This window comes from Streptomyces misionensis, from assembly GCF_900104815.1.
Lineage (GTDB): Bacteria > Actinomycetota > Actinomycetes > Streptomycetales > Streptomycetaceae > Streptomyces > Streptomyces misionensis.
Genome location: NZ_FNTD01000004.1, coordinates 5,323,359 through 5,344,584, shown reverse-complemented (window position 1 = coordinate 5,344,584; position 21,226 = coordinate 5,323,359). Strand labels below are relative to the sequence as shown.

General features: G+C 67.3%; 21 protein-coding genes, 1 tRNA gene and 1 pseudogene. 5 read left to right on the top strand and 18 right to left on the bottom strand.

Translation table 11 applies throughout. The features are described 5' to 3' along the window. Positions 1-2 precede the first annotated feature (2 nt). The 4 genes from BLW85_RS26115 to BLW85_RS26100 all read right to left on the bottom strand — a co-directional run bounded on the left by BLW85_RS26115 (position 3) and on the right by BLW85_RS26100 (position 4,794). The gene (locus BLW85_RS26115) at positions 3-1,292 is read right to left on the bottom strand and encodes a homoserine dehydrogenase (protein ID WP_070027850.1); all 1,290 of its coding nucleotides are present in this window, start codon (positions 1,290-1,292) and stop codon (positions 3-5) included. 149 nt (positions 1,293-1,441) lie between these two features. Beyond that, positions 1,442-2,833, bottom strand: coding sequence for a diaminopimelate decarboxylase (gene lysA / locus BLW85_RS26110; protein ID WP_070027847.1), 1,392 nt, complete (start codon positions 2,831-2,833; stop codon positions 1,442-1,444). Between the two features lie 53 nt (positions 2,834-2,886). Then, on the bottom strand, positions 2,887-3,873 hold the full coding sequence (gene nrtL / locus BLW85_RS26105; RefSeq protein ID WP_074993263.1) for an ArgS-related anticodon-binding protein NrtL: 987 nt from the start codon (positions 3,871-3,873) through the stop codon (positions 2,887-2,889). Between the two features lie 318 nt (positions 3,874-4,191). Next, complete coding sequence (locus BLW85_RS26100; RefSeq protein WP_079172426.1) at positions 4,192-4,794, bottom strand: response regulator; 603 nt, start codon at positions 4,792-4,794, stop codon at positions 4,192-4,194. A gap of 552 nt (positions 4,795-5,346) precedes the next feature. Between BLW85_RS26100 and BLW85_RS26095 the strand changes: the two genes are divergently transcribed. After that, a tRNA-Arg gene (locus BLW85_RS26095) sits at positions 5,347-5,418 on the top strand. A gap of 251 nt (positions 5,419-5,669) precedes the next feature. On the opposite strand, the gene BLW85_RS26090 is transcribed toward BLW85_RS26095, so the two are convergent. From BLW85_RS26090 to BLW85_RS26030, 13 genes are all read right to left on the bottom strand, one after another. Beyond that, positions 5,670-5,924, bottom strand: a complete 255-nt coding sequence (locus tag BLW85_RS26090) for a hypothetical protein (RefSeq protein WP_074993261.1) — start codon at positions 5,922-5,924, stop codon at positions 5,670-5,672. 54 nt (positions 5,925-5,978) lie between these two features. Beyond that, the gene (locus BLW85_RS26085; protein WP_244174920.1) at positions 5,979-6,833 is read right to left on the bottom strand and encodes a nuclease-related domain-containing protein; all 855 of its coding nucleotides are present in this window, start codon (positions 6,831-6,833) and stop codon (positions 5,979-5,981) included. 188 nt (positions 6,834-7,021) lie between these two features. Next, positions 7,022-8,395: a tyrosine-type recombinase/integrase gene (locus tag BLW85_RS26080; protein WP_074993259.1), complete on the bottom strand. Its 1,374-nt coding sequence runs from the start codon at positions 8,393-8,395 to the stop codon at positions 7,022-7,024. Next, positions 8,392-8,586 (bottom strand): helix-turn-helix transcriptional regulator, encoded by a 195-nt coding sequence (locus BLW85_RS26075; protein ID WP_074993257.1) that lies wholly within the window; start codon positions 8,584-8,586, stop codon positions 8,392-8,394. Before BLW85_RS26075 ends, BLW85_RS26080 begins: the two co-directional genes overlap by 4 nt. Continuing rightward, on the bottom strand, positions 8,562-9,881 hold the full coding sequence (locus tag BLW85_RS26070) for a replication initiator (protein WP_074993256.1): 1,320 nt from the start codon (positions 9,879-9,881) through the stop codon (positions 8,562-8,564). The genes BLW85_RS26075 and BLW85_RS26070 overlap by 25 nt, the downstream gene beginning before the upstream one ends. 131 nt (positions 9,882-10,012) lie before the next feature. Beyond that, on the bottom strand, positions 10,013-10,270 hold the full coding sequence (locus BLW85_RS26065) for a SpdD protein (RefSeq protein WP_074993254.1): 258 nt from the start codon (positions 10,268-10,270) through the stop codon (positions 10,013-10,015). A gap of 14 nt (positions 10,271-10,284) precedes the next feature. Next, positions 10,285-10,479, bottom strand: coding sequence for a hypothetical protein (locus tag BLW85_RS26060; RefSeq protein ID WP_074993246.1), 195 nt, complete (start codon positions 10,477-10,479; stop codon positions 10,285-10,287). A 10-nt stretch (positions 10,480-10,489) separates the two neighbouring features. Further along, a complete protein-coding gene (locus BLW85_RS26055; RefSeq protein ID WP_074993244.1) occupies positions 10,490-10,681 on the bottom strand; it encodes a mobile element transfer protein in 192 nt (63 codons plus the stop codon). Between the two features lie 11 nt (positions 10,682-10,692). Next, a complete protein-coding gene (locus tag BLW85_RS26050; RefSeq protein ID WP_074993243.1) occupies positions 10,693-11,313 on the bottom strand; it encodes a DUF2637 domain-containing protein in 621 nt (206 codons plus the stop codon). Positions 11,314-11,393: 80 nt separating this feature from the next. Further along, positions 11,394-12,770 carry an FtsK/SpoIIIE domain-containing protein gene (locus BLW85_RS26045; RefSeq protein WP_074993242.1) on the bottom strand — a complete coding sequence of 459 codons (1,377 nt, stop codon included), beginning with the start codon at positions 12,768-12,770 and terminating at the stop codon, positions 11,394-11,396. Beyond that, a complete protein-coding gene (locus BLW85_RS26040; protein ID WP_074993241.1) occupies positions 12,770-13,126 on the bottom strand; it encodes an SCO3933 family regulatory protein in 357 nt (118 codons plus the stop codon). The genes BLW85_RS26045 and BLW85_RS26040 overlap by 1 nt, the downstream gene beginning before the upstream one ends. Positions 13,127-13,441: 315 nt before the next feature. Continuing rightward, on the bottom strand, positions 13,442-14,680 hold the full coding sequence (locus tag BLW85_RS26035) for a helix-turn-helix domain-containing protein (RefSeq protein ID WP_244174919.1): 1,239 nt from the start codon (positions 14,678-14,680) through the stop codon (positions 13,442-13,444). After that, positions 14,661-14,975 (bottom strand): putative quinol monooxygenase, encoded by a 315-nt coding sequence (locus BLW85_RS26030; RefSeq protein ID WP_074993240.1) that lies wholly within the window; start codon positions 14,973-14,975, stop codon positions 14,661-14,663. Before BLW85_RS26030 ends, BLW85_RS26035 begins: the two co-directional genes overlap by 20 nt. Before the next feature lie 213 nt (positions 14,976-15,188). On the opposite strand from BLW85_RS26030, the gene BLW85_RS26025 reads away from it, so the two are divergent. The 4 genes and pseudogenes from BLW85_RS26025 (at position 15,189) to BLW85_RS26015 (ending at position 19,901) form a co-directional block, all read left to right on the top strand. Beyond that, positions 15,189-15,602 (top strand): ATP-binding protein, encoded by a 414-nt coding sequence (locus tag BLW85_RS26025; protein WP_244174918.1) that lies wholly within the window; start codon positions 15,189-15,191, stop codon positions 15,600-15,602. Positions 15,603-15,691: 89 nt separating this feature from the next. Then, positions 15,692-16,068: pseudogene (locus BLW85_RS40285) on the top strand (hypothetical protein). A 1,472-nt stretch (positions 16,069-17,540) separates the two neighbouring features. Next, complete coding sequence (locus BLW85_RS38905; RefSeq protein WP_143060464.1) at positions 17,541-18,392, top strand: hypothetical protein; 852 nt, start codon at positions 17,541-17,543, stop codon at positions 18,390-18,392. 432 nt (positions 18,393-18,824) lie between these two features. Then, positions 18,825-19,901: a DNA-methyltransferase gene (locus BLW85_RS26015; protein ID WP_208624899.1), complete on the top strand. Its 1,077-nt coding sequence runs from the start codon at positions 18,825-18,827 to the stop codon at positions 19,899-19,901. Between the two features lie 3 nt (positions 19,902-19,904). Here BLW85_RS26015 and BLW85_RS26010 read toward each other — a convergent pair whose 3' ends face one another. After that, positions 19,905-21,158, bottom strand: a complete 1,254-nt coding sequence (locus tag BLW85_RS26010; protein ID WP_074993238.1) for an McrC family protein — start codon at positions 21,156-21,158, stop codon at positions 19,905-19,907. Between the last annotated feature and the right edge of the window lie 68 nt (positions 21,159-21,226).

Sequence of the window (21,226 nt, the reverse complement as noted above, 5' to 3'; positions counted from 1 at the left end):
GGTTACTCTCCTTCAACCCGCATGATGCTGGCGACACCCCGCACGGTGTCGAGCTTGCGCAGCGCCTCGACGGTGCCGGACAGGGCGGCGTCGAGGGCGCGGTGGGTGACGACGACGAGAGAAGCCTCGCCGTCCTTGCCCTGCTGCCGAACGGTGTCGATCGACACTCCGTGTTCGGCGAAGACGGTGGCGACCTGGGCGAGCACACCCGGTTTGTCCGCCACGTCCAGGCTGATGTGGTAGCGCGTGACGACGTCGCCCATCGGGGAGACGGGCAGCGCGGCGTACGCCGACTCGCCGGGCCCGGTCGTGCCGTTGAGCTTGTTGCGGCAGACGGCGACGAGGTCGCCGAGCACGGCGGAGGCGGTCGGGGAGCCGCCGGCGCCGGGGCCGTAGAACATCAGCTGCCCGGCGGCGTCGCTCTCCACGAAGACGGCGTTGTACGCGCCGCGCACGGAGGCGAGGGGGTGGCTCAGCGGAATCATGGCGGGGTGCACGCGCGCGGTGACGGACGCCCCGTCCCGCGCCCGCTCGCAGATGGCCAGCAGCTTGATGGTGCAGCCCATCTCCTTGGCGGAGCGGAAGTCGGCGGCGGTGACCTCGGTCATGCCCTCGCGGTACACGTCGTCGAGGCGCACCCGGGTGTGGAAGGCGATGCCGGCGAGGATGGCGGCCTTGGCGGCGGCGTCGAAGCCCTCGACGTCGGCGGTCGGGTCGGCCTCCGCGTACCCCAGCGCGGTGGCCTCGTCCAGGGCCTCCTGGTAGCCCGCGCCCGTGGAGTCCATCTTGTCGAGGATGAAGTTGGTCGTGCCGTTGACGATGCCGAGCACCCGGTTGACCTTGTCGCCGGCCAGCGACTCGCGCAGCGGCCGGATCAGCGGGATGGCGCCGGCGACGGCGGCCTCGTAGTACAGGTCCCGGCCGTGCTCCTCGGCGGCGGCGTGCAGCGCGGCCCCGTCCTGGGCGAGCAGGGCCTTGTTCGCGGAGACGACGGAGGCACCGTGTTCGAACGCGGTGGTGATGAGCGAGCGGGCGGGCTCGATCCCGCCGATCACCTCCACCACGACGTCGATGTCGCCGCGTTTGACGAGGGCGGTGGCGTCCGTGGTGACGAGGGCCGGGTCGATGCCCTCGCGCACCTTGCTCGGGCGCCGTACGGCGACCCCGGCGAGCTCCACCGGGGCGCCGATCCTCTGGGCGAGGTCGTCGGCGTGCGTCGTCATGATGCGCGCCACCTCTGAGCCGACAACCCCACAGCCCAGCAGCGCCACCTTCAGCGGACGCGTACGCATCATCCGACCTCGTTTCCTCTTACCGTCTACGGTTGGACCAGTCTCACTCACCGGACGGGAGTTTCTACCCTTCGTCCGGATCCTGAGACATTTATTTCATTTACGCGGGGCCGGCGGACCGCAGATCTTCCGCCCCCGCGGCCCGCGGCTCACCCGACGTCGAGACGCAGGAGGTCCTCCTCCGTCTCCCGCCGGACGATCACCCGGGCCTCGCCGCCCCGCACCGCGACGACGGGCGGCCGGAGCACGTGGTTGTAGTTGCTGGCCATCGACCGGCAGTACGCGCCGGTGGCCGGCACGGCGATGAGGTCGCCCGGCGCGAGATCGGCCGGCAGGAACGCGTCCTTCACCACGATGTCCCCGCTCTCGCAGTGCTTGCCGACGACCCGGGTGAGCATGGGCTCGGCGTCGCTGGCCCGGGAGACGAGGGCGACGCTGTACTCGGCGTCGTACAGCGCGGTGCGGATGTTGTCGGACATGCCGCCGTCCACCGACACGTACGTGCGCAGCCCCTCCAGCGGCTTGACGGTGCCGACCTCATAGAGCGTGAACGCGGTCGGGCCGACGATGGCGCGCCCGGGCTCCACCGAGATCCGGGGCGTGCGCAGCCGCGCGGCCTCGCACTCCCGGCCGACGATCTCCCCCAGCGCCTTGGCGATCTCGTGCGGCTCACGCGGGTCGTCGTCGCTGGTGTAGGCGATGCCGAGACCGCCGCCGAGGTCGATCTCGGGCAGTTCGACGCCGTGCTCGTCCCTGATGTCCTTGAGCAGTCCGACGACCCGGTGGGCGGCGACCTCGAACCCGGACATGTCGAAGATCTGCGAACCGATGTGGGAGTGGATGCCGATCAGTTCGAGCCCGTCCAGCTGGAGCGCCCGCCGCACGGCCTCGGCGGCCTGCCCGCCGGCGAGCGGGATCCCGAACTTCTGGTCCTCGTGCGCGGTGGCGATGAACTCGTGGGTGTGCGCCTCGACCCCGACGGTGATCCGGATCTGCGCCTTCTGCCGCTTGCCCAGCGACTGCGCGATGTGCGCGACCCGCACGATCTCCTGGAAGGAGTCGAGCACGATCCGCCCGACACCGGCCTCGACGGCCCGGGTGATCTCGGCGACCGACTTGTTGTTCCCGTGGAAGGCGATGCGCTCGGGCGGCATGCCCGCGGACAGCGCGGTGGCCAGTTCCCCTCCCGAGCACACGTCGAGGTTCAGCCCCTCCTCGCCGAGCCAGCGCACGACGGCGCGCGACAGGAACGCCTTCCCCGCGTAGAACACGTCGGCGTTCGCCCCGAACGCGGTGCGCCAGGCGCGCGCCCGGGCCCGGAAGTCGGCCTCGTCGAGGATGTAGGCGGGCGTGCCGAACTCCTCGGCGAGCCGGGTCACGGGTACCCCGCCGACGGTGACGACCCCGTCCTCGCCGCGGCCGACGGTCTGCGCCCAGACCTTGTGGTCGAGCACGTTGAGGTCGGTGGGCGGCGCGGAGTAGTGCCCCTCGGGAAGCACGTCGGCGTGGCGGGGCCCGGCGGGATGGGCGGAACGGCTCATGACGGTGGCTCTCAGACTCTCTGTCTCTCTCCGGGGCGCATCTGCTCGTGGCCTCAGAGATGTTCGGGTGCGTCGATGCCGAGCAGGGACAGGCCGCCGGCCAGCACCGTCCCGGCGGCTTCGGCGAGCGCGAGCCGGGCGCGGTGGGCGGCCGAGGGTTTCTCCTCGCCGAGCGGAAGCACGCAGGTCACAAAGGGCAGCACGGCATCCGCGACGGTGACGAGGTGCCGGGCGAGCCGGTCCGGGGCGCGATGGGTGGCGGCCGCGGCGAGGATGCGGGGGTAGTCGGCGAGGGGGGACTGCAGGGCGTCGGAGTGGGCCGCGCCCTCCCCCAGGCGTCCGGGCTCGGCGTCGAAGCCCAGCCGGGCGGCGTTGCGGCCGGCCGCACGGACCCGGGCGTGCGCGTACCGGACCCGGAACAGCGGATTCGCCTCGCGCTGGACGAGGTGGTCGGCGGTGATGCGGGGCCGGTCGTGCGGAGCGGGGTGGAGCAGGGCCCAGCGGGCGGCGTCGGGCCCGAGCGGCGCGGGGTCCTCGGGCGCGGGCACGGGCCGCACGTTGACGGGCTCCCGGTGCTCGACGGTGGCGCGCCCGCCCTGGCTGGCGACGATCCGTACGACGGCGTCGGCGACGACCTCGGCCCGCACCTCGTACGGCACCCGCAGCGCGACGACCTCCCCCGCGAGCGCGTCACCGTGCCCGTACCGGGCGCCGCTTCGGCGGATCTCCCGGACCAGCCCGCCGAGCGGATCGGCCCGCTCTTCGAGCAGGAAGTTCAAGAACCCGGGCCCAGTGACGACGACGTCCCGGACACCGCTCACCCCGACGAGCCGGGGCCGCAGGATCTCGGCGACCTGGAGCGGCGGCTTCCCGGCGGCACGGGCGAGCTGGAGCGCGACATTGGTCGCGTACTCCCCGCACCCCCCGGCCCCCGGCTCCCCCACGACGACCCGCTCGGGAACCACCCCCCCGAGCTCCCCCTCCGCCACGGCACGGCGCACCGCGTCCAGGACGACACGGGAGAGCTCGACGGGGGTCACGGGACAAGGGTAGGGGAGGAGGGGGGTGGGAGGGCGAGGAGGTTTCCCCAGTGAGACGGGGGGCGTTTTCTCGGGGAGATGGTGAGGCGGGGGTGGGGTGGTGGAACGGGGGCCGCTGCTCGGCGGGCTGCCGCTTCCCCGGCCCCCTGGGAGAGGGGTCGCTCTTCGGGGACACGCGGGGGTCTTGGAAGTCACCCATGCGGGAAGTCACTCGCGCGGGAAGTTACTCGCACATGGAGTCACCCCCACGCTGGAAGTCGCTCAGGCAGGGAGCCGCCCACGCGGGAAATCACTCACGTAGGAGGCCACCCACGGGGGTCACCCGAAGGAGACGCCGCCGGCCACCCCGTCGGCGAGCCCGTCGTCGTCACTGGCGTCGTCACCGCTGCGGCCGCCGCCACCACCGTCCCGACCACCCCCACCACCACCCCGGCCCCCTCCCGGCCCGTCCCCGCCCTCTTCCCCGTCTCCCTCTCCCCCGCGCGCGGCCCGGCCGCTGACGATCAACCGCTTGACGACACGCACGAGTTCGCCGGGTTCGAAGGGCTTGGAGAGAAAGGCGTCCACGCCGACGCCGAGGCCGGTCTCGACCTCGTGCGGGCTGCACGCGCTGATGATGGCGAGGGGCAGATGGTTCGTCCGGGGATCGGCGCGGAGCCGGGCAGCGGTGTGCAACCCGTCCAGCCGCGGCATGACGACGTCGAGCGTCACGAGGTCGGGCCGCACCTGGTGCACCACGTCCAGACACTCGGCACCATCGGCCGCGGTCACGACCTCGAGCCCTTCCAGCTCGAGATTGACCCTGATCAACTGCCGGATGACCTTGTTGTCGTCCACAACAAGCACCCGACCCGAAGCGCCCGGCACAAGTCGAGAGTAGGTCCGCCCGAGCCACCGCGTCCGGGTTTTCCCTACTTCCACCCCGTGAGGGGGAGGGGAGTTCCGGGGCGTGCGGGGGGCTTCCAGCGCGTGCGGGAGGGGGCGGCGTCCTGCCTGTGCGAGAGGGGGCGGCGTCCTGCCTGTGCGGAGGGGGCGGCTGCCAGCTCGTACAGGGGACGGGGCTTCCAGGGCGTGCGGGGGACGGAGTTTCCAGCCCATGCAGGGGACTCGGCTGCCAGCCCGTGCGGCGGGAGGCGACTTCCAGTCCGTGCGGGAGGGGGACGCGGCTTCCACCCTCGTACTGAGGACGCTTCCATCCTGCACCAGGGGCGCGCCGGAACCCATCCCGCGCAGGAGGCGCGCTCGATCCGGCGGACGGGGCGTCGCCCGCCGGCATCCGAAGCCGGCCGCACCCTCCTCCGGAACCCGCTTCGATCCCACGTCCAGCACGTCACCCGACGGCACCCGAAGGCCCACCCCACCGCCGTGCGGAGCCCCTCTTCCGCCCCACTCCGGAAACGGGTTCCTGATCACCCCTCCGGACCTGCTAATGTTCTACCCGTCGCCGCGAGCACAACCCACCGCGACCGACACGCCCCCGTAGCTCAGGGGATAGAGCAACGGCCTCCGGAGCCGTGTGCGCAGGTTCGAATCCTGCCGGGGGCACCCTGTATGAGGTGCCCAGAGACCCCGTCACCAGCGGAAACGCTGAGGTCGGGGTCTTCGCGTTTATGCAGGCGTGTGCGGCCCGGAGCGGCCGTATGCCGGGGTCTGTGGACGAGGCGTGGACGGGATCTTGGGGCATCGTCGCAGGTGAGTCCATAAAAGGGCGAGGCCGGCACCGGCGCCAGGTGCCGCCGCCCTGATAGACATCATCACGCCACCAGGGCTGCCAGCGGGCTCAGGACTGCCGACACCTAATCGTGGTTGTTGCTACGGGCTTGGCGTGCCGCCTCCTCGCGCTGCTTCCTGAAGTAGTCGTCCTTCCGCTTGATGGCACGCCGACGCCGCGCCTCCTCTTCCTGCTGCTTCCTTGTCTCGCTCTGCTGCTTCTCCGCTGCATCCCTGAACATCGGGCTCTTCACCATGTCGTTTTTCATCAGTACAGCCAGTCCCGAGACCACAGCCGCACCGGCCAAACCAGTCAGCGCCATCAGCTTCGCGCTCTTCATTCGTTGGTCCCCCCTCAGCACTAAGACATCGCCCGCTAGCCGCTGTCCACCAAGTCAGGCGTGGTTCCAAGCCTGACGATGGCGAGCAACGCTGTACACCCGCTCTACCTGGTCGACCGTGAGAACGCCTGAGAGCGGAGCGAGGGCCGACACCTGACGCTCCTGGTACACCCGGACATCGAGCTGTGTAGCGACCACCTTCAGGTCGGTGACACCCACGAAGAGGAGCACCGGCTCCACCGCTACCGGGAAGTCGCAATAACGCTCAAGCACTCGGGCGACCCGCTTCGCCTCTGCCCGGCTCTTGCGTGCATAGGGCGCCGGTTTCCCGTGATCGACTTTCACGGAATCGTCTCCGACCCATACGGCCCGCTTGTGGTGGTGCTTTGTATTGATGCTGAACACTCCACCAGGCCCGATCAGTAAGTGATCGATATCCACCTTGTTGGCCAAGGGAACGGAGTGCAAGACGCGCCAGCCGTGGCGCCCCAAGCGGTTCAACTCGGCTCCCACTCGCCGCTCCCCCGCCAATCCCCTGCGCCAGGAGTCCCATTCCGAGGGCCGCCGCAGAAGCCGTGAAACGATTCGCTCCACCAGTCCGGGGCCGGATTCGGCGAGCAGATCACGCAACGCCTGCCCGGGAGGGTTGACGGCCAGGTCGTCGGCCGGCGTCAGAGGCGGCAACATCGGACGCGCCTGAACCTCCGACGCCCTGTCTGGGAGGACAAGCTCGGTGAGGTCCTGTAAGTGCTTCGTGAGCACGGCGATCACGTCGTCGCGGCACTCGGCCCGCAAGACCGTGATGTCCCCCGTCGTGATGTCCGCCCAACCGACCGCGGTGCCATCAGGCAGGTTGGCGTACAGACGATCACGCCCGTACCGCTTCCAGCGCGTGACGTGCAGCTCCACAAGGCCCCCTATGCTCCCGCGTTGACGTTGCAGATATGCCAGCAGCAAGCGAGACGAGGCCACAAGACCGCAGGGCAAGCAGCTCGACTCAGCTCACCCTTTCCGAACGAGGCATCAACGCAGGTAGGGCACAAACGAGGGAGGCCCCAGGCGACATGCCTGAGGCCTCAGTATGGGTGCAGGTTGTCTCACTCGTACTCGCGGAGCAGGTCCTCGATGCGCCGGTTGGCGACGTCCTGCCGTCCGTCGAGGCACTTCGCGTACCGGGTCAGCAGGACCTCAACGCTGTTGCCGGCGCGTTCGGCAACCTCGGTGGGATCCACTCCCGCATTGAGCCACGTCGACAGCGCCGAGTGCCGAAGGTCGTAGGGCCTGCTCGCGAGCGGCGAGGCCGCGACAGCCGGCGGGAGCGCGAGGAACCGAGCCTCCTGCCACACGCGGTAGTAGGTCGAGGACGGGACGACCGAACCCTTCTCACTGAAGAAGAGCCGCCCGTCCTCCGCCGTGCCGAACGTGGCCAGGTGCTCGCGCAGCACGGCGACGAGCTGGGGCGGGATGGGCACACGCCGAACGTCCTCAGCCGGCCGATTCTTGAGCCCGCGGTCGTCGTGGGTCTTCCCCGAGTCCGTCCACTGCTTGCCGACGGAGGGACGGGTCCGGTGGAGCAGCGCCGATCCCCAGCCCTGCTCAGGGAGGACAAGGTCAGTCTCGACCAGGCCGACCGCCTCAGCGGGCCGGAGGCCACCGAAGTACATCGCCGCGAACAGCCCGACGAGACGCCGGCCGCGAGCACGCCGGTATCCGCCCACGTAGGACACTGCCGCCAGGAGATTGCGTGCCTGCTCCGGGTTGGCCACAACGCGCGGATCGACCTGGTTCGAGACCTTGGGCTTCTGCCAGCGAACCGCCGTGATCGGATTTTCCCGCAGCTCCCCCAGGTCGACCGCGTAGTTCGCAGCGTTGACGAGGGTCCGCCGCTTCCGCCGCACGGTCTCGGCAGCTGCCGCGGTGCCGTCGAGCTTGAGCTTCAGCCCGTCGAGCACCGCGCGGGCCGTTGCCGGTTCAGCGAGGTCCGCTAGCGGCCGACAAGCCTTCGCCACCCAGTGCAGGACGTTCCGGACATTGTCCGGAACTTCCCGGTCGTCGGGACCTGGCAGCACGAAAGCCCAGTTACGTAAGGCCTTGCGGATCTCCTCGTCGGACGGTCGCCCTGCGCGCTCCGCGAGCAGTTCCATGGTCACGCTGGTGAGAGATTCATTGATGCCGTCTCGCGTATTGGGTGCAGCGTGCGGCCACTTCATTGCGAGATACCTGAGGGCGAAGTCGTACCAGGACAATGGCGACTTCTTCTCTTCCATTGAAGCCGGAAGACCAGTCTCCGTGTCGAACTCTTCGCCGCCACGCATGGCACTCATGAGCTTCGCCCGGTAGTGATCAGCGAGCGCCTTGGTGCGGAACGAGTCAGAGAAGACGTTGCCCGCGACGGACCAGCGGACGCCGTAAGAAGGCGTCTTGGTGTCCCGCTTGCGTACGCCCCAGACCTTGACGTCGAGAGACTTCACGCCGCCTCCTCCAGCTGCCGTAGCCACGAGGTGAAATCACTGCGCCAGACCCGAAGCTCACCGTTGGGGAGCTTGAAAGCGGCTGGCCCCAACCCCAGCTCACGCCAGCGGTAGAACGTCCGGCGAGAAACGCCGCCCAGTTCGTCCAAGACTTGGCGAACGGTCATCAGCTCGTCGCGGCGGGCGTCCATGTCGGCTCTCCTTCCGTTCCAGGGGCGGGTTCGAGAGATGCGGTGAGCCAGGCTTCGGCGCGGGAGAGGCCGGTACCGGCGAAGACCCAGTGGGCGAGAACGAGCGTGGTTTCGCCGTCCTGCGCGACAACCGGAGCGGTTTGGGCTCGGCGCCATTCGGCGCGCGCGTCGCGGAGGGCGCCGAGGGTGGTGGAGTAGCGGCGGGACTTGGTAGAGAAGTGGCCGCGGAAGCTGAGCATGTGCGCCCAGGCGCGGAGGCGGAGGTCTGCCAGCTCGGGGCGTGCGCCGAGGGTCCAGGCGGTGCGGATCATGCGTCGGGCGTGTTCGCTGATCCGGGCTTGGGCCAGTTCGGCGAGGAAGCGGATCGGCCGGTCGAGGGTGCCGGTCGCGGTCTCGGCGCCCTTGGTTGCGTACTTGGCGATGTATGCCGCGACGGCTCGCTCGGTCAGGTCCTGGCCGTCGTTGAAGTCGGTGGAGCGGATGGGGCGGACGTCGAGCTGGCGGCCGAAGACGAACGCGTGCGACCGGCCGTCGATCTCCGGTCCGTCGACGCGTGCGGCAGCGGCAGCGGCACGGATGGCGTCCGTCAGCAGCTCGGCGGTGGCCCAGGCCGGTGGAGGCGTGTCGCCGCCTTCGGGGCCGTCGAGGCGGATCACGGCGTGGAAGTGGACGGCGCCGCGCTTCTGGTACTCGGCGACCTTGGCGAACGAGATCCGGGCGTGATCGCGGAAGGCGCGTTGGGTGAGGCCGGCGCGCTTGGCGACCTCGCGGCGGAGGTAGATCGAGAAGCGTCGCCACAGGGCCCCGGCGTGCGCGTTCCAGAGCACGGCCGCTTCGTAGTCGTAGGTGTCCGGGTCGAGGGGCGAGCCCAGGACGGGGTCCGTCTCGTCGTGCCGGAGGCCGCAGCGGCAGTTCCTCCCACCTGAGGGGCGGTTGTGGACCGGGCCGAAGCCGGGGGCGGTGAAGGTGGCGAAGACCCGCGGGTGTGTGCCGACCTGTTCCGGTGTGCCCTTGCCGCCCCGGAGACCGGCGGTGATCAGGTGGAAGGTGTCGCGGCGGTAGGTCTCGGCGCAGGCGGCGCAGCGGGTGGCGCGGCGGTTGTTGCAGCGGACCAGGAGCTGACCGGCGGGCAGGGCGCTGGAGTCGAGGTGGTGCAGGAGTCGGCCGATCTCGCCGGTCGTGGTGTCGACCTGGTACTCGGTGCGGTGGCCGTCGAGGCGGACGGGGTTGGTGCAGCCGCCCAGGCCGGAGAGCTGTCGAGCCAGCTCGGGCATGGTCCCCAGCGAGGCCAGCATGGAGAGTTCCGCCAGCGGAGGCGGAGTCTGCCGGGTGATGATGGGACTTCCTTTCGGCTGGTTCTGTGGTCGGGAGAGACGGCCCCGGGGCGACGGGATGCTTGGCGGCTTGTTGTCGCCCCGGAGGCCGGTCAGCGCTTATGCGGGTTACTGACGAGGGAGCGCAGGACCACGGCGGCGACGGCCACGGAGACGGCCGAGATGGCGACCGCGGCCAGGAGCGCGGTGAGGACGATGCCGACGACGACCACGGCGACGACGGCTCCGGCGCCGATGCCCACGTACGGGGTGAGCGGACGGCCGGTCGAAGGAGCCGGTGCCTGCACCTGCTGTGGCGTGACAGTCGTGGTCGGCAGGGTGGGGATGTCGGGCAGCTTGGGGCGGAGCATGGCGTTCCTCCTTGTCACTTGTGGGTGCCGTTGACGACGCCGACCCCGGATCGGGTGCCGGTCTCGATGGCGGGGGCGAGGAAGGTGTGGGAGAGGTAGAAGCCGAACAGGGCGATCACGACGGCGACCCAGAGGCGGATACCGAGGAACTTGATCGCAGCCCAGGCGATGACGCCCAGGACGAAGACGAGCGGCAGCGAGACGGTCACGGAAGCTCCCTCAGCGGACGGGACAGCGGTGGGTGCGGGCGGCCAGTTCGGCGGCGGCGCGGCTGTCGTAGTCGGCGGAGAAGCCGCAGCGCGGGGCGGTGCAGGCGGCGGTGTGCTTCTCGCGGCCCCGGTGGTCGTAGGCGGTGCCGACCTGGACGGGGCCGATCCGGACGACGTTGCGGAAGTTGCGGTTGGCGGACACGCGGTCTCCTCTCAGAGGTGGGCGGCGATGGCTTCGGCCATCGGTGCCGGGACGCCGAGGCGGGCGCGGAGGGTCGGGGTGTCGATCGGGGCGCCAGTACGGGCGTGGTGTTCGGCGGCGACCTTGCGGGCGTGGGTGACCAGGGCGGAGGGGACGGGCACGGGCGGGTGCTGCGGTGGCATCTCGGTGGCGGGTTGTGCTGGTGGTTTGGGTGCGGTTTTGGGCTCGTCCTCCTGGTCCTCGATGGCCGCGGGTTCGGGGTCCGTCGTGGACGCGGTGTGGGCGAGGAGGGTTCCGCCGAGGAAGGCGAGGGCGGGCCAGCCCGCGACGAGGATGCGCAGCCAGGCCGGGACATTGCGGAGGTCGAGGAGGCCGGCGGTGGCGACGTTGGCACCGAGGGAGGCGGCGAGCGCGATGACGAACCAGCACCAGGCCGCCGCTCTGGTCGCACCGGAGCGCAGTCGACGCCAGGCCGCGACCAGCAGCAGGTCGACGGAGACGGGGTAGGCCCACGCCTTCCATCCGTCCTGTCCAGCCGCCACGGCGACATCGTGCAGGTGAGCGAAGGACAGGGCGGCGGCAATGAGCGCCTGGACGAGTACCGCGTCCACACGGGCCAGTTGGGCGCGCATGATGCGGCTCCTTCCGGTTTCGGACAGGCCGGGGTAGGGACACGGCGCGGGATGGTCACGCCGGCCCGGGGGGAAGTGGGTCAGTCCGTCGCCGGATGCGGACGGACAACCGGTGAGGCCGTCCCGACCTGCTGCACGGGGGCATAGGGACGGAAGCGGCTCAGCGCGGGTACGGCGGGGGCCAGATGTGCCCACTCCCGACAGATCTGGGCAGCGGCGGCGAGGGTCAGGTAAGGCGTGCGGATGCGGGACCAGCCACCGGAGGTGTCACCCGCCACAGCCAGGCCGGGCCGTTCGGGGGCGATGGAGCAGGCGGCCATGACCGCTTCGGGGGCGATGTCGCCGAGGGCCATCTTCGCGGAGGCTTCGTCGTTGACGCGGTGGCAGACGCGGCCGGTGAGCTGGGCACGGAGCATGGTCGCGCCCTTGCCGAGTTCGGCGCCGAAGCGCTGCCCGCACACCTCCAGATAGATGCCGGCCGCGCGGCCGAGCTGGGCGAGGCGGATGAGCTGGGTGACCATCTCGTCGCGGCGTTCCTCGTCCTTCCTGGTGGCGACGAGGAAGAGTTCGGCGACCTCGTCCACGAACAGCACGATCGGCACGGGACGTTCGCTGTCGGGCAGGCCCCAGATGTCGGAGGTGATCTCCTCGTTCGGGATGCTCGGTGCGATGCCCTGCTGGGCCTTGATCAGGTCGTACCGGTCTTCCATTTCCTTGACCAGCACGGGCAGCAGCTCCGCCGCCTGCTCCGGGTCGGTCGCCAGCGCGGAGAGCCGGGCGGCGAACGGCGCCAGCTCGACACCGCGCTTGCAGTCGATACCGACCAGGGCAACCGGCTGAGGGGCGAGTCCGGCCACCAGGTGCCGTAGGTACATGGACTTCCCGGACAGGGTGGCGCCGAGGGTGAGTTGGTGGGGAATGGCGCGGTAGTCGCGGACGAACGCGGTCGCGTCCTCCCTCAGGGCAACCGGCACCCGGAGAAGCCCACCGCCGCTTCTTCGAGGCATCCGCACCTTCCGCAGGACGTCGAAGCCGACGAGCCGGAGTTCCACGACACCCGGCTTGACGTCACGCACGTACACGGCGTGGACGCCCCAGGCATGCCGTAGTCGCTCCGCCGAGGCGGCGACGTCCGCCGGTTCCTGCCCGGGAGCCAGCCGCAGCCGGAGCCGCAGGCCGGTGGACGTGGGACGGAGGATGCCTCGCCGCGGAGGCACGGGCCGCACCTCACGGCGAGTCGTTGCCTTGATGGCGAGAGCCCGCAGCCTGGAGGGCGGCAACGTCAGCCCGCACGCCTCCATGACGGAGCCGTACGAGCCGAGGAGGCGAGCCGCCGATAACGGCAGTCCGACCGTGGACCAGTAAACGCCCGGGTGACGAGTCCGGGTGTAGGCGGCCCCACCGCCAAGTGCGGTGAGGAGGCCACCCACCTCCAACAGCGTCGTCCAGTTGGACATCAGGCGGAGGCCCCGACTGCTGCCGGGAAGGCGGCCGGCGCGACCGCGGCCGCCCGGTAGGCGATGCCGTGGCGCTGCTGGCCGTTGAACACGGACTCCCACGGCCGGGCCACCAGGCCCACCAGCGAGACCGGGGAGCCGAGGGACAGCCCCTCGGTGATGCCGCTCTCCGGAACAGTGACCTTGATGAGCGAGGACTCGCCGTCCTCGATGTAGACGACGCCGATGGTCATCAGCGCCTCCCCGGTGTTCGCGTCCTTGGCGATCTCACCGGTCTGCCGGTCGCGGACCTTGGGCTCCGGAGCCTCGGTGAGCAGGATTGTTGCCGCCGACGTCTCCACACGGATTACACGCACAGAACTGCTCTCCCTTGCGTCGCACCGTAGGCACGGTGCATTCAGTGACGAATGACTACGCAACGGGAGGTTGACCTCATACCGACTGGGCGCGATACGCTCCAAGAGCGTTGATGCCAAAGACGCACCCGGCCTGAGTGGGCTGCCTCCCGCTCAGGCCACATCTGCTTTCTGTGGCCCTCTCACTCACGCGCCGGTGCAGGTCTGCCTTCCTGCTCCGGCCCGTTCGCATGCCCGCGCGCCAACTCCGCTGGACGCGAAGGGGCGTGCCGACACCAACCACAGTAACCCGTACTCCAAGTACTGTCTAGTACTTCAGGTACCAGTCCGTACTTCGTGTACGCCCAACTCTCCTGCCAGGGCGCGCAGCTCCTCGGACGGGGGCTGACTCATGGTCAGAAGGTCGGCCACGAGCTGCTTGACCATCGGCAAGGACCGCACCATCTCGGGCGACTGTTCCCGGGCCTTCAGCAGGGCCGATACGGCGTCAACAACCTGGCGTCGTTGGGCATAGGCCCTGGCCACGTCGATCTGGAACCGTGTCTGCCGTTCTGCGGACAGTCCCGATGCGTCGACTGCCTGCGCGGCTCGAAGAGCAACCCCGGCGTCTCCGAGGTCGACCGCGACCGACACCTCGTGCAAGCCGACGTTGGTGGGTCCGAACTCGGTGTTGTAGTCGTTGCGCCCATCACCGACCTGCTCGGCCATGGCGCGAGCATCACGGAGGAAGCCGTACGCCTCATCGGCCAGGTTCAGCCGAGCGGCGGCGACCGCCCGTTGCAACGTGAGCGCACCCCGCAGCGCCACCGCCTCGATCTGCCCGGATTCCGCGAGGGACTGCAAAGCGTCAGCCGCACTGCCCGACGCTTGCGCCGCCTGCTCGAAGTGGCGCGCACCGAGGAAGACGATGGAGAGCCGGAATTCGCCGGCTGCCATCAGCAGCGGATCACCGGCTCGCTCGGCGGCGACAACGGCACGGTCAACGGCGATCCAGGCCGCCTCAGGTTCTCCCAGGTTCGCGAGCGCCCCGCTGCACGTGTGATACATGACCGCGAGCAACCGGAAGAGTTCGGGACGCTCGGCCTCTGACACCGAGCGGGTTGCCGACTCCAGCCGCGGAACGAGCCCTTCGAGCAGATCGGCCAGGTCGGCGTAGTTGCCCTGATGCGTCAGCGACCAAGCGCGGTCTACCTCGGCCCGGAGTGCCTGCACATCCGGGGGTGCGTCCTGCCGGCCGAGGATCGCCTTGAGCGAGTGTGCGGAACTCAGCACCAGTCGCAGCCGACTCGCACCCGGTGGCTCGCCTTCGGCCACGGACGCCACGATGGGGGCCTCGGCCGCCAGCTCGGCGATCGGCACCTCCAGCACTTCGGCGACCTTTTCCAGCACGGTCATCCGGTCGATGCGTCGTACGCCCCGCTCCACCTGGGACACCCACGCTTCCGATCGGCCGAGGAGGCCGGCGAACTCCTTCTGCGACAGCCCGCGCCGTTTGCGGTGGAAGGCGATCTTGCGACCCAGCGCCTTTTGATACTCAGTGCTCAACGTCCACACCCTTGCCGGACACGAAGTCCAGACGGTCGACCTCTGTGGCGGAAAGGTACTGGTCCCGCTCGGAGAGGAAGGCGCGGACGTAGTCCTTCGACTCGTGCTCCTCGAAGGCGTCCTTGTCCTGGTACAGCTCGTAGAACACGCGCTCCAAGGGCCGCCCGTCAACGCGGTGCACCGCGTAGATCACCGTCCCGGGCTCGTTCGCCCGGATCAGCTCGCCGGTCCGCGCCACGAGGTCATCAAACGCTGCCGCCGACGTCTCGTCCTTGCAGGTGAAGCGCACCATCAGTCCGAACATGCGAGGTCCTCTCTCCATCGGATTCCAGGCCAGCACCAGACCACCCGGCGAACGCTATGCGCCGACCGCTCGCACGAAAAGTACGAACCCGCACTCTCGGTACGCGCACATTCGGTACGGTGCTAGTACTAATTGTACGGCTCTGCATGGTCCGTGTCAGCCGGTCGCCCCCGATGGCACGGAAGACAGCAGGTCACCGCCATGGAGGACGCCATGCCCACCCACGGACGCACCTTCCCCGGGCACCCCCAAGAACTCAGCACCGCGCGCCGCTGGACCCGAGCCACCCTGAACGGCCACCCGCGCTCCGAGGACGCCGAGCTGATCGTCACCGAACTCGGCACCAACGCCGTCACCCACACCGCCAGCGGCGAGAGTGCCGGCGCCTTCCGCGTCAGCCTCACCGTCTCCGATCGGGCGCTCACGATCGCCGTGACCGACTGCGGCCACACCAAGACCACGCCCGAGGTCCAGGACCCACCGCTCAGCGCGACCCACGGCCGCGGGCTCGCCCTGGTCGCCGCCCTCGCCGACAGCGTCACCGTCCACGGGGACGAGTCCGGCCGAACGGTCAGCGCGGAACTCGGTGTCCTGGTCAACCTTGAGGAGTCGGCGCCGTGTCTCTGAACACCGAGCGGGACGCCCATGACCTGCCTCAGCCATCTCACAGCCGCGGCAGCAGTCCCGAGACCACGAAAGGAGGCGGCCCGGTGGTGATGATGGGGCTCCGACGTGGCTACTGGTGCGAGTGCTGGACGCAGCACCTCACCGAGCAGCAGGAGCCGGCGCTCCTGGCATCCTTCGACGCCTACGCAGCTCCGCAGGCGGACCGGTGGGTAGCGGTCATTCTCCGAACGATCTCATCGGCCCTCGACGCAGACGCGTCGGACGCTGCATGGGAGTGGCTGTACGACGGCCGCATCGAGACCAGGCGCGCGCTCCTGCGTAACGAGCCCTGCACGGTGTCGGTGACCCACGAGGGCATCCGCATCACGTGGACGATTCGACCCGTGGTCTTCCTGCCGCTCTTGCACCGCCAGGACGCCGAACTCCGAACTGCGCCCATGACTTCAAGCCCCGGAAGCCCGACTGAGTTACAACTTTCTCTACTGGTTCAAGGCGGCTCGCTCCGCTCACCGCGCGCGGCCCGGCCCCCGGCCGGGCCTGCGCTCCTGTCTCCGCCCCGCTCCAGCCCGGCCGGCGTCCGTACCGCGCACTGAGCAGTCAGCCGCCTGATGTCAGAGAAGGGGTCCGACGTGGCTGGGCCGGTCGGCTCCACGGCTTTACGGAGCCACTTTGGCGCGAGCCTCGAAGATCATGGCCCCAACGTCGTGCTTCACCGGGCAGGTCCACAGACTGCCCGACGCGCCGGAAGCTTACGGGGCCATGATCACTCGCGCCAAAGCAGCGCCACCCCAAAGCCGCTACACCGACCTCGTGGGCAGCCCTCCCTCTCATAGGCTCTGGGCGCGGCGAGCCCTGGCCATGAGACAGGAACCCGCCGTACCCTTACCTCGTCTTGTCCCTCTGTTGCCTAGCTAGACCCAGCGACCGGCACACAGGACGTAGCACCCAGCTGCAACGATGGCAGTCGTTACAAGCAGGGACTGGAGGCGGGCGGTCCGGCCCTCGTCATCGATGGCGTAACGGACCGTCCGCCAAAATCCATCAATCATCCTGAACATTTCACTCTCCAATGCTGTTTTCGACACGGTGGTCTCTACCCTTTGCTGTACCAGGACAGCAAAAAGGCCCGACTTCTGCTCTGCGGTTGAGAATGAACCGCAAGAGAAATCAGACCTCAAAATGAGTCATATGTAGTTGTCTATGCAATTAGACGAAGATAAAGAGCTAAGAATAAGCCTTAGCCATCTCCGTTGCGAGCCAATCTGTCTGCTCAAAACTACACTGGCACGCATCTCAGGCAAGGCATTGGGACGTGAGAACAAACCGCTAATCTGTCGACCTTCATCAGGTCTACTTCCACGGCAGACCTGCGAGGCCGCACACGGGCCATTCTCTCGACTCAGAACACCAAGCCCATAGGCCACCGGCCGCATCGTGACAGAAGACAGTCACGCGTGGTCGGTGCTGAGCTGATCCCAGAGTAGGTGCCGTGCTGATGCGACGTCAAGAGCGATGTCTGAGGAGCCGTTGGGGGGAGTCTCACCTGGGCGTCTTGGTAGCCAACCGACGGCCACCACACGCTCCTCTGGCATCGAGCAACTGAGGAAGCATATGTGGCTTGGCAGCGGTCGTGGGCTGTGAGACGTGGGTCAAGAGTGTCGCGAGCCAAGACATCAGCTGTGCAGAGCCGCTGCCTGAGAGAGTCGTCAAGCCGTCGCCAGATGTCTGACCTCAGCCACAGCCGACGCCAACGCTCACGGACAACAGCGGCAGACAACGCGACTTCAACGAACTGACCACCCCCGGTTACGCGTCTACTGACCCAGAAAATCGCCCGCGTGGGTACCTCTCATGCTGGGCCGGCACCCGTCGCCTTGACTCGACCAATGAAACTCCGCCGACCTAGGTTGGGCCACCACGGTCTTCGGCTACGGCACCATGACCAGCATGGACCTTCAGGGAATAGGCGCGGTCTCGGCGGCCGCAGTGGCTCTCATCAGCGTTCCCGCAAGCATGCTCGTCGGCCACTGGCAGATGAAGGCCGCCTTGCGTACGGCAGAGGCCGCCAACCAGGCCGGACTAGCACAAGCTGAGTCTGCATACCATGCGGCGTTGGACGCTGTCAGCGCTCAAGCCGACGCTGCCCTCCTCCAGTGGCGTCGCGGTATCCAACGCGAGGCGTACGCCTCTTTCCTCCTTGCCGCCAATCGCGCGAAGGAGCTGGGAGAGCGATTCGTCCTGGACAACGAGGCAGACCTGCCACCAGAGGCCATCAGGGCCGGTAAGTCCGCTATCGGTGACGCCATCACCGCTCTAAAGGAAACTCAGACCATCATCGAGCTAGAAGGGCCTGACGAGGTAGCTATTCCCGCCGTGAGCATGACCGACGCCACTGAAACGATGACCTACTACCTCAGCAAACAGGCTATCTACGCAAGAGCGTGGGGCAAGCTCGACCGAATAGGCAACTCTCAGTCATCGAGCGTGAGGGCTACTGCTGTAGGACTCATGCAGGCGCTGGCAGACCTGAACCGTTGCGGCTCCGCTAGCTCCTCAGAACAGCATGGTGAGGCCGTCCGAGCGGCCGAACAGTCCTGCCGTGAAGCACGAAGCGCGCTGCCACCCGATGCCCTGGATGACGAGGAGTTCAGCTGTCTCCTAGACGGATGGCGGACTCATCCTCCAACTTCTAGCAGCTCGTACATCGATGCCGATCGCCGATTCAGCGAAGCAGAAGCACGGTTCGTCCGTGCTGCCAGAATCCAGCTGCAGAGCCCGGTGAGTAGCTAAGACCTATCATCCCAGCTCCGGCCGACTTCGGTCGAAATGATTGCATTGCGTAAGGAAAGGGATTCGAGGAGGGCAGAACGTGTAACACACTAGCGATGCGCGTTTGGGCACCTGCAAGGAGACCATGCAGGACACCACGCGCGCGTGCACCGCTTGGTATCCTCTCCAGTCGAGATCTAGGTAGAAGCAAGGAAGGGTGCCCGCATGGCCTCTCAGGACGCCTCCGCTACGGACGGGGACGCCACACGCACGGCTGCCCGAGTCGTGCTCCCGCGGACCAGCCGAACGGAGAGCAGTGAGGCACTGTTTGAGGTCGACACCCCCGCTGCAGACGCAGTAGGCGAACTTGAGGCCCGGCCCGCCGTCCCCGACCCTGAGGCACCTGGGCGTCCTGAGCGCCGCGTGATCCGTGGTGACGCTAGGCACATCCCCTTGGACTCCAACACAGTTGATCTCGTGGTTACGTCCCCCCCGTACTGGCAGAAGCGCGACTACAAGGTCGCCGGCCAAATCGGCCAAGAGCCCGATCCTGCAGGCTACGTCGCAGCGATGATGGACTGCCTCACTGAGTGGCGGCGTGTGCTACGCCCGACTGGTTCTGTGTTCCTGAACGTGGGCGATACCTGGAAGAACCAGTCCCTCGCAGGAATTCCCGGGCGGATTGAAGCAGCAGCCGCAGACGCCGGCTGGCTTATCCGCAATCGCATTATCTGGGCAAAGACTCGAGGCATGCCCGATCCGGTACAAACTCGCTTGGCCAGTCGGCATGAATACATCATTCACCTGACGCCGCAGCGCTCCTACTACTACGACCTTTTTGCGTATGCCCGCAAGTACGGACGAGCAGGCAGCACGGCTAACCCCGGAGACGTTTGGGACTTCCGCAACATCCCCTACGAGGAAGGTAGTTCACTCTGGGATGAAGAAAGCCCAATCTCTAAGGTGGATTGGGACCTTGATAACCCGGGTGACATCTGGGACATCGACCTTGAGCGCAACATGGCTCGGCACCTCGCACCATTCCCGAGTGAAATCGTCCAACGAGCAGTGACCTTGGCATGCCCTCTTGTGGTTTGCTCTGAGTGTGGACGCCCACGCGAGAGGGTCGTGGAGAAAACAGCCGAACTCGACGCTTCGCGTCCTCAGGCTAAGCGTGCCATGGAACTTGCCCGGGAGAAGCGGCTCACCGCAGCGCACATCGCAGCTATTCAAGCTACCGGTATTTCCGATGCAGGCAAAGCACTCCATGTGCAGACCGGCACCGGTCGCAATGCCGAACACGTGCGCCAACTAGCAGCGGAAGCGAAGGCGGCCCTTGGCGGCTACTTTCGAGAATTCACCTTCGCCCCGAAACGAACTGTCGCTTGGACTGACTGCGGCCATGACAGTTGGATTCACGGCACAGTGCTGGACCCATTCCTGGGCACGGGCACGACGCTGAACGCCGCCCACAGCATGGGGCGCAGCGTAATCGGCGTCGACCTCAATCCCGTCCCGGTTAAGGACTAGCACTCATGAAGCAATGAGTCTGGCGACAGCATCTCCGAAGTTCCGTTCTTCGACTTCCGGGTTGGGGTGAGCCAAATTGATGCGGTACTGGAACAGGCTCACCCCGCCAACGTCGCCCACTTTATACATCCCCGACTGCTGGTTTTCTTGAGCAGGATGGACAAGAACTACCCGATCAGTGGCGTACCGCAGCGCATATGCGATGACCTGATCTTCGCCGTCACGGTCTGAGCGTCGCTTGACAAGCTTATTTTTCACGTCCAGTACGCACGCTACATCCTGCCCGTTTGCACGTAGAATTACGATGTCGGGAGTTGCGAAAGAGTCGGCATATTCGAGCTTATGCATTTCCGATCCCACTTTTCGGTGGTTCGTGAACAGGACACGTTTGGCAGTAGTGTTGCCATCAGCCACGACTTCCGACCACCCAGCGCCGGCGCCGTGCATCTCCAGAGTTCGCCGAACATATCTCTCGAAAAGGTCGTTCATGTCAAACACGACGGAGGGAAGTTGCACGCCGCCCTTGGAGCGATCCAAAAATATATTCCGCTGCAGCAAGGCAGCCCTGGCCACATCCAAAGCATCTCTATAATACGCGCGCAGGGATGGCAGGTCTCTTCGCCCAGTAACGTAATCGTCGTCCAAAAACCGAAGTGAATGATCCAGCGGGACCCCTTCGAAGGCAGCATAGAGACTATTCAGCTGCTGTCGACTTCGCTTAACATTAGGCGCTGTAGATTCTTGACTCTGTTGAGCGAACCTCCAGAGTGCGTACTTCAGACACCGATTAGCCGCGTTGTTCGCAGATCGCTCAAAATGGCTCGACCACGCCTTATGTGTCACGCCGCGCCCCTGTAGGCGGGCGGTCTGATTAATCAGAAGGCGCCCAACAGGGAAACTTGATTCCTCCTCAACTCGTTGATATTCACGAAACAGCCCACCTTCAACGACTCTCTCGACATGATGGATGAGCGCCGCAGAGTAGAGGTCGAGGAGGAGTTCCTCTTTCGCCTCCCCGGTCTCGTAGGCACGAATCACAGGAAGCGGGAGACGGCTAGATCCCGAAATTGCCGCCATTCGCGTCAGATTAGAAACTGGAACACGCGGCTCTACGAAGATGGCCACCTTCTCGTTCAATGGAATTAGCCCGATGAAACCGCGAGCCTGGAGGCGAAGCTTGCCGCCACGAAACGTAACAGTCAGGAAGTCCTTTTTGCTAATCTCCGGATTGATCATAAGCCCCCCGGAGTCGTCCATAATTTCATTTAGTGCAAGATCGATTTGGCCTTGTTCCGAGCACGGGATTACACGAGGCGTGGCTGAGT

Bases quoted from the DNA above. Each gene is read 5' to 3' on its own strand.
- BLW85_RS26010 (WP_074993238.1), bottom strand. From the start codon at position 21,158: ATGGACGACTCCGGGGGGCTTATGATCAATCCGGAGATTAGCAAAAAG.
- BLW85_RS26050 (WP_074993243.1), bottom strand. From the start codon at position 11,313: ATGCGCGCCCAACTGGCCCGTGTGGACGCGGTACTCGTCCAGGCGCTC.
- BLW85_RS26030 (WP_074993240.1), bottom strand. From the start codon at position 14,975: ATGTTCGGACTGATGGTGCGCTTCACCTGCAAGGACGAGACGTCGGCG.
- BLW85_RS26090 (WP_074993261.1), bottom strand. From the start codon at position 5,924: ATGAAGAGCGCGAAGCTGATGGCGCTGACTGGTTTGGCCGGTGCGGCT.
- BLW85_RS26045 (WP_074993242.1), bottom strand. From the start codon at position 12,770: ATGTCCAACTGGACGACGCTGTTGGAGGTGGGTGGCCTCCTCACCGCA.
- BLW85_RS38905 (WP_143060464.1), top strand. From the start codon at position 17,541: ATGACCAGCATGGACCTTCAGGGAATAGGCGCGGTCTCGGCGGCCGCA.
- BLW85_RS26065 (WP_074993254.1), bottom strand. From the start codon at position 10,270: ATGCTCCGCCCCAAGCTGCCCGACATCCCCACCCTGCCGACCACGACT.
- BLW85_RS26075 (WP_074993257.1), bottom strand. From the start codon at position 8,586: ATGGACGCCCGCCGCGACGAGCTGATGACCGTTCGCCAAGTCTTGGAC.
- BLW85_RS26070 (WP_074993256.1), bottom strand. From the start codon at position 9,881: ATGCTGGCCTCGCTGGGGACCATGCCCGAGCTGGCTCGACAGCTCTCC.
- BLW85_RS26115 (WP_070027850.1), bottom strand. From the start codon at position 1,292: ATGCGTACGCGTCCGCTGAAGGTGGCGCTGCTGGGCTGTGGGGTTGTC.
- BLW85_RS26025 (WP_244174918.1), top strand. From the start codon at position 15,189: ATGCCCACCCACGGACGCACCTTCCCCGGGCACCCCCAAGAACTCAGC.
- lysA (WP_070027847.1), bottom strand. From the start codon at position 2,833: ATGAGCCGTTCCGCCCATCCCGCCGGGCCCCGCCACGCCGACGTGCTT.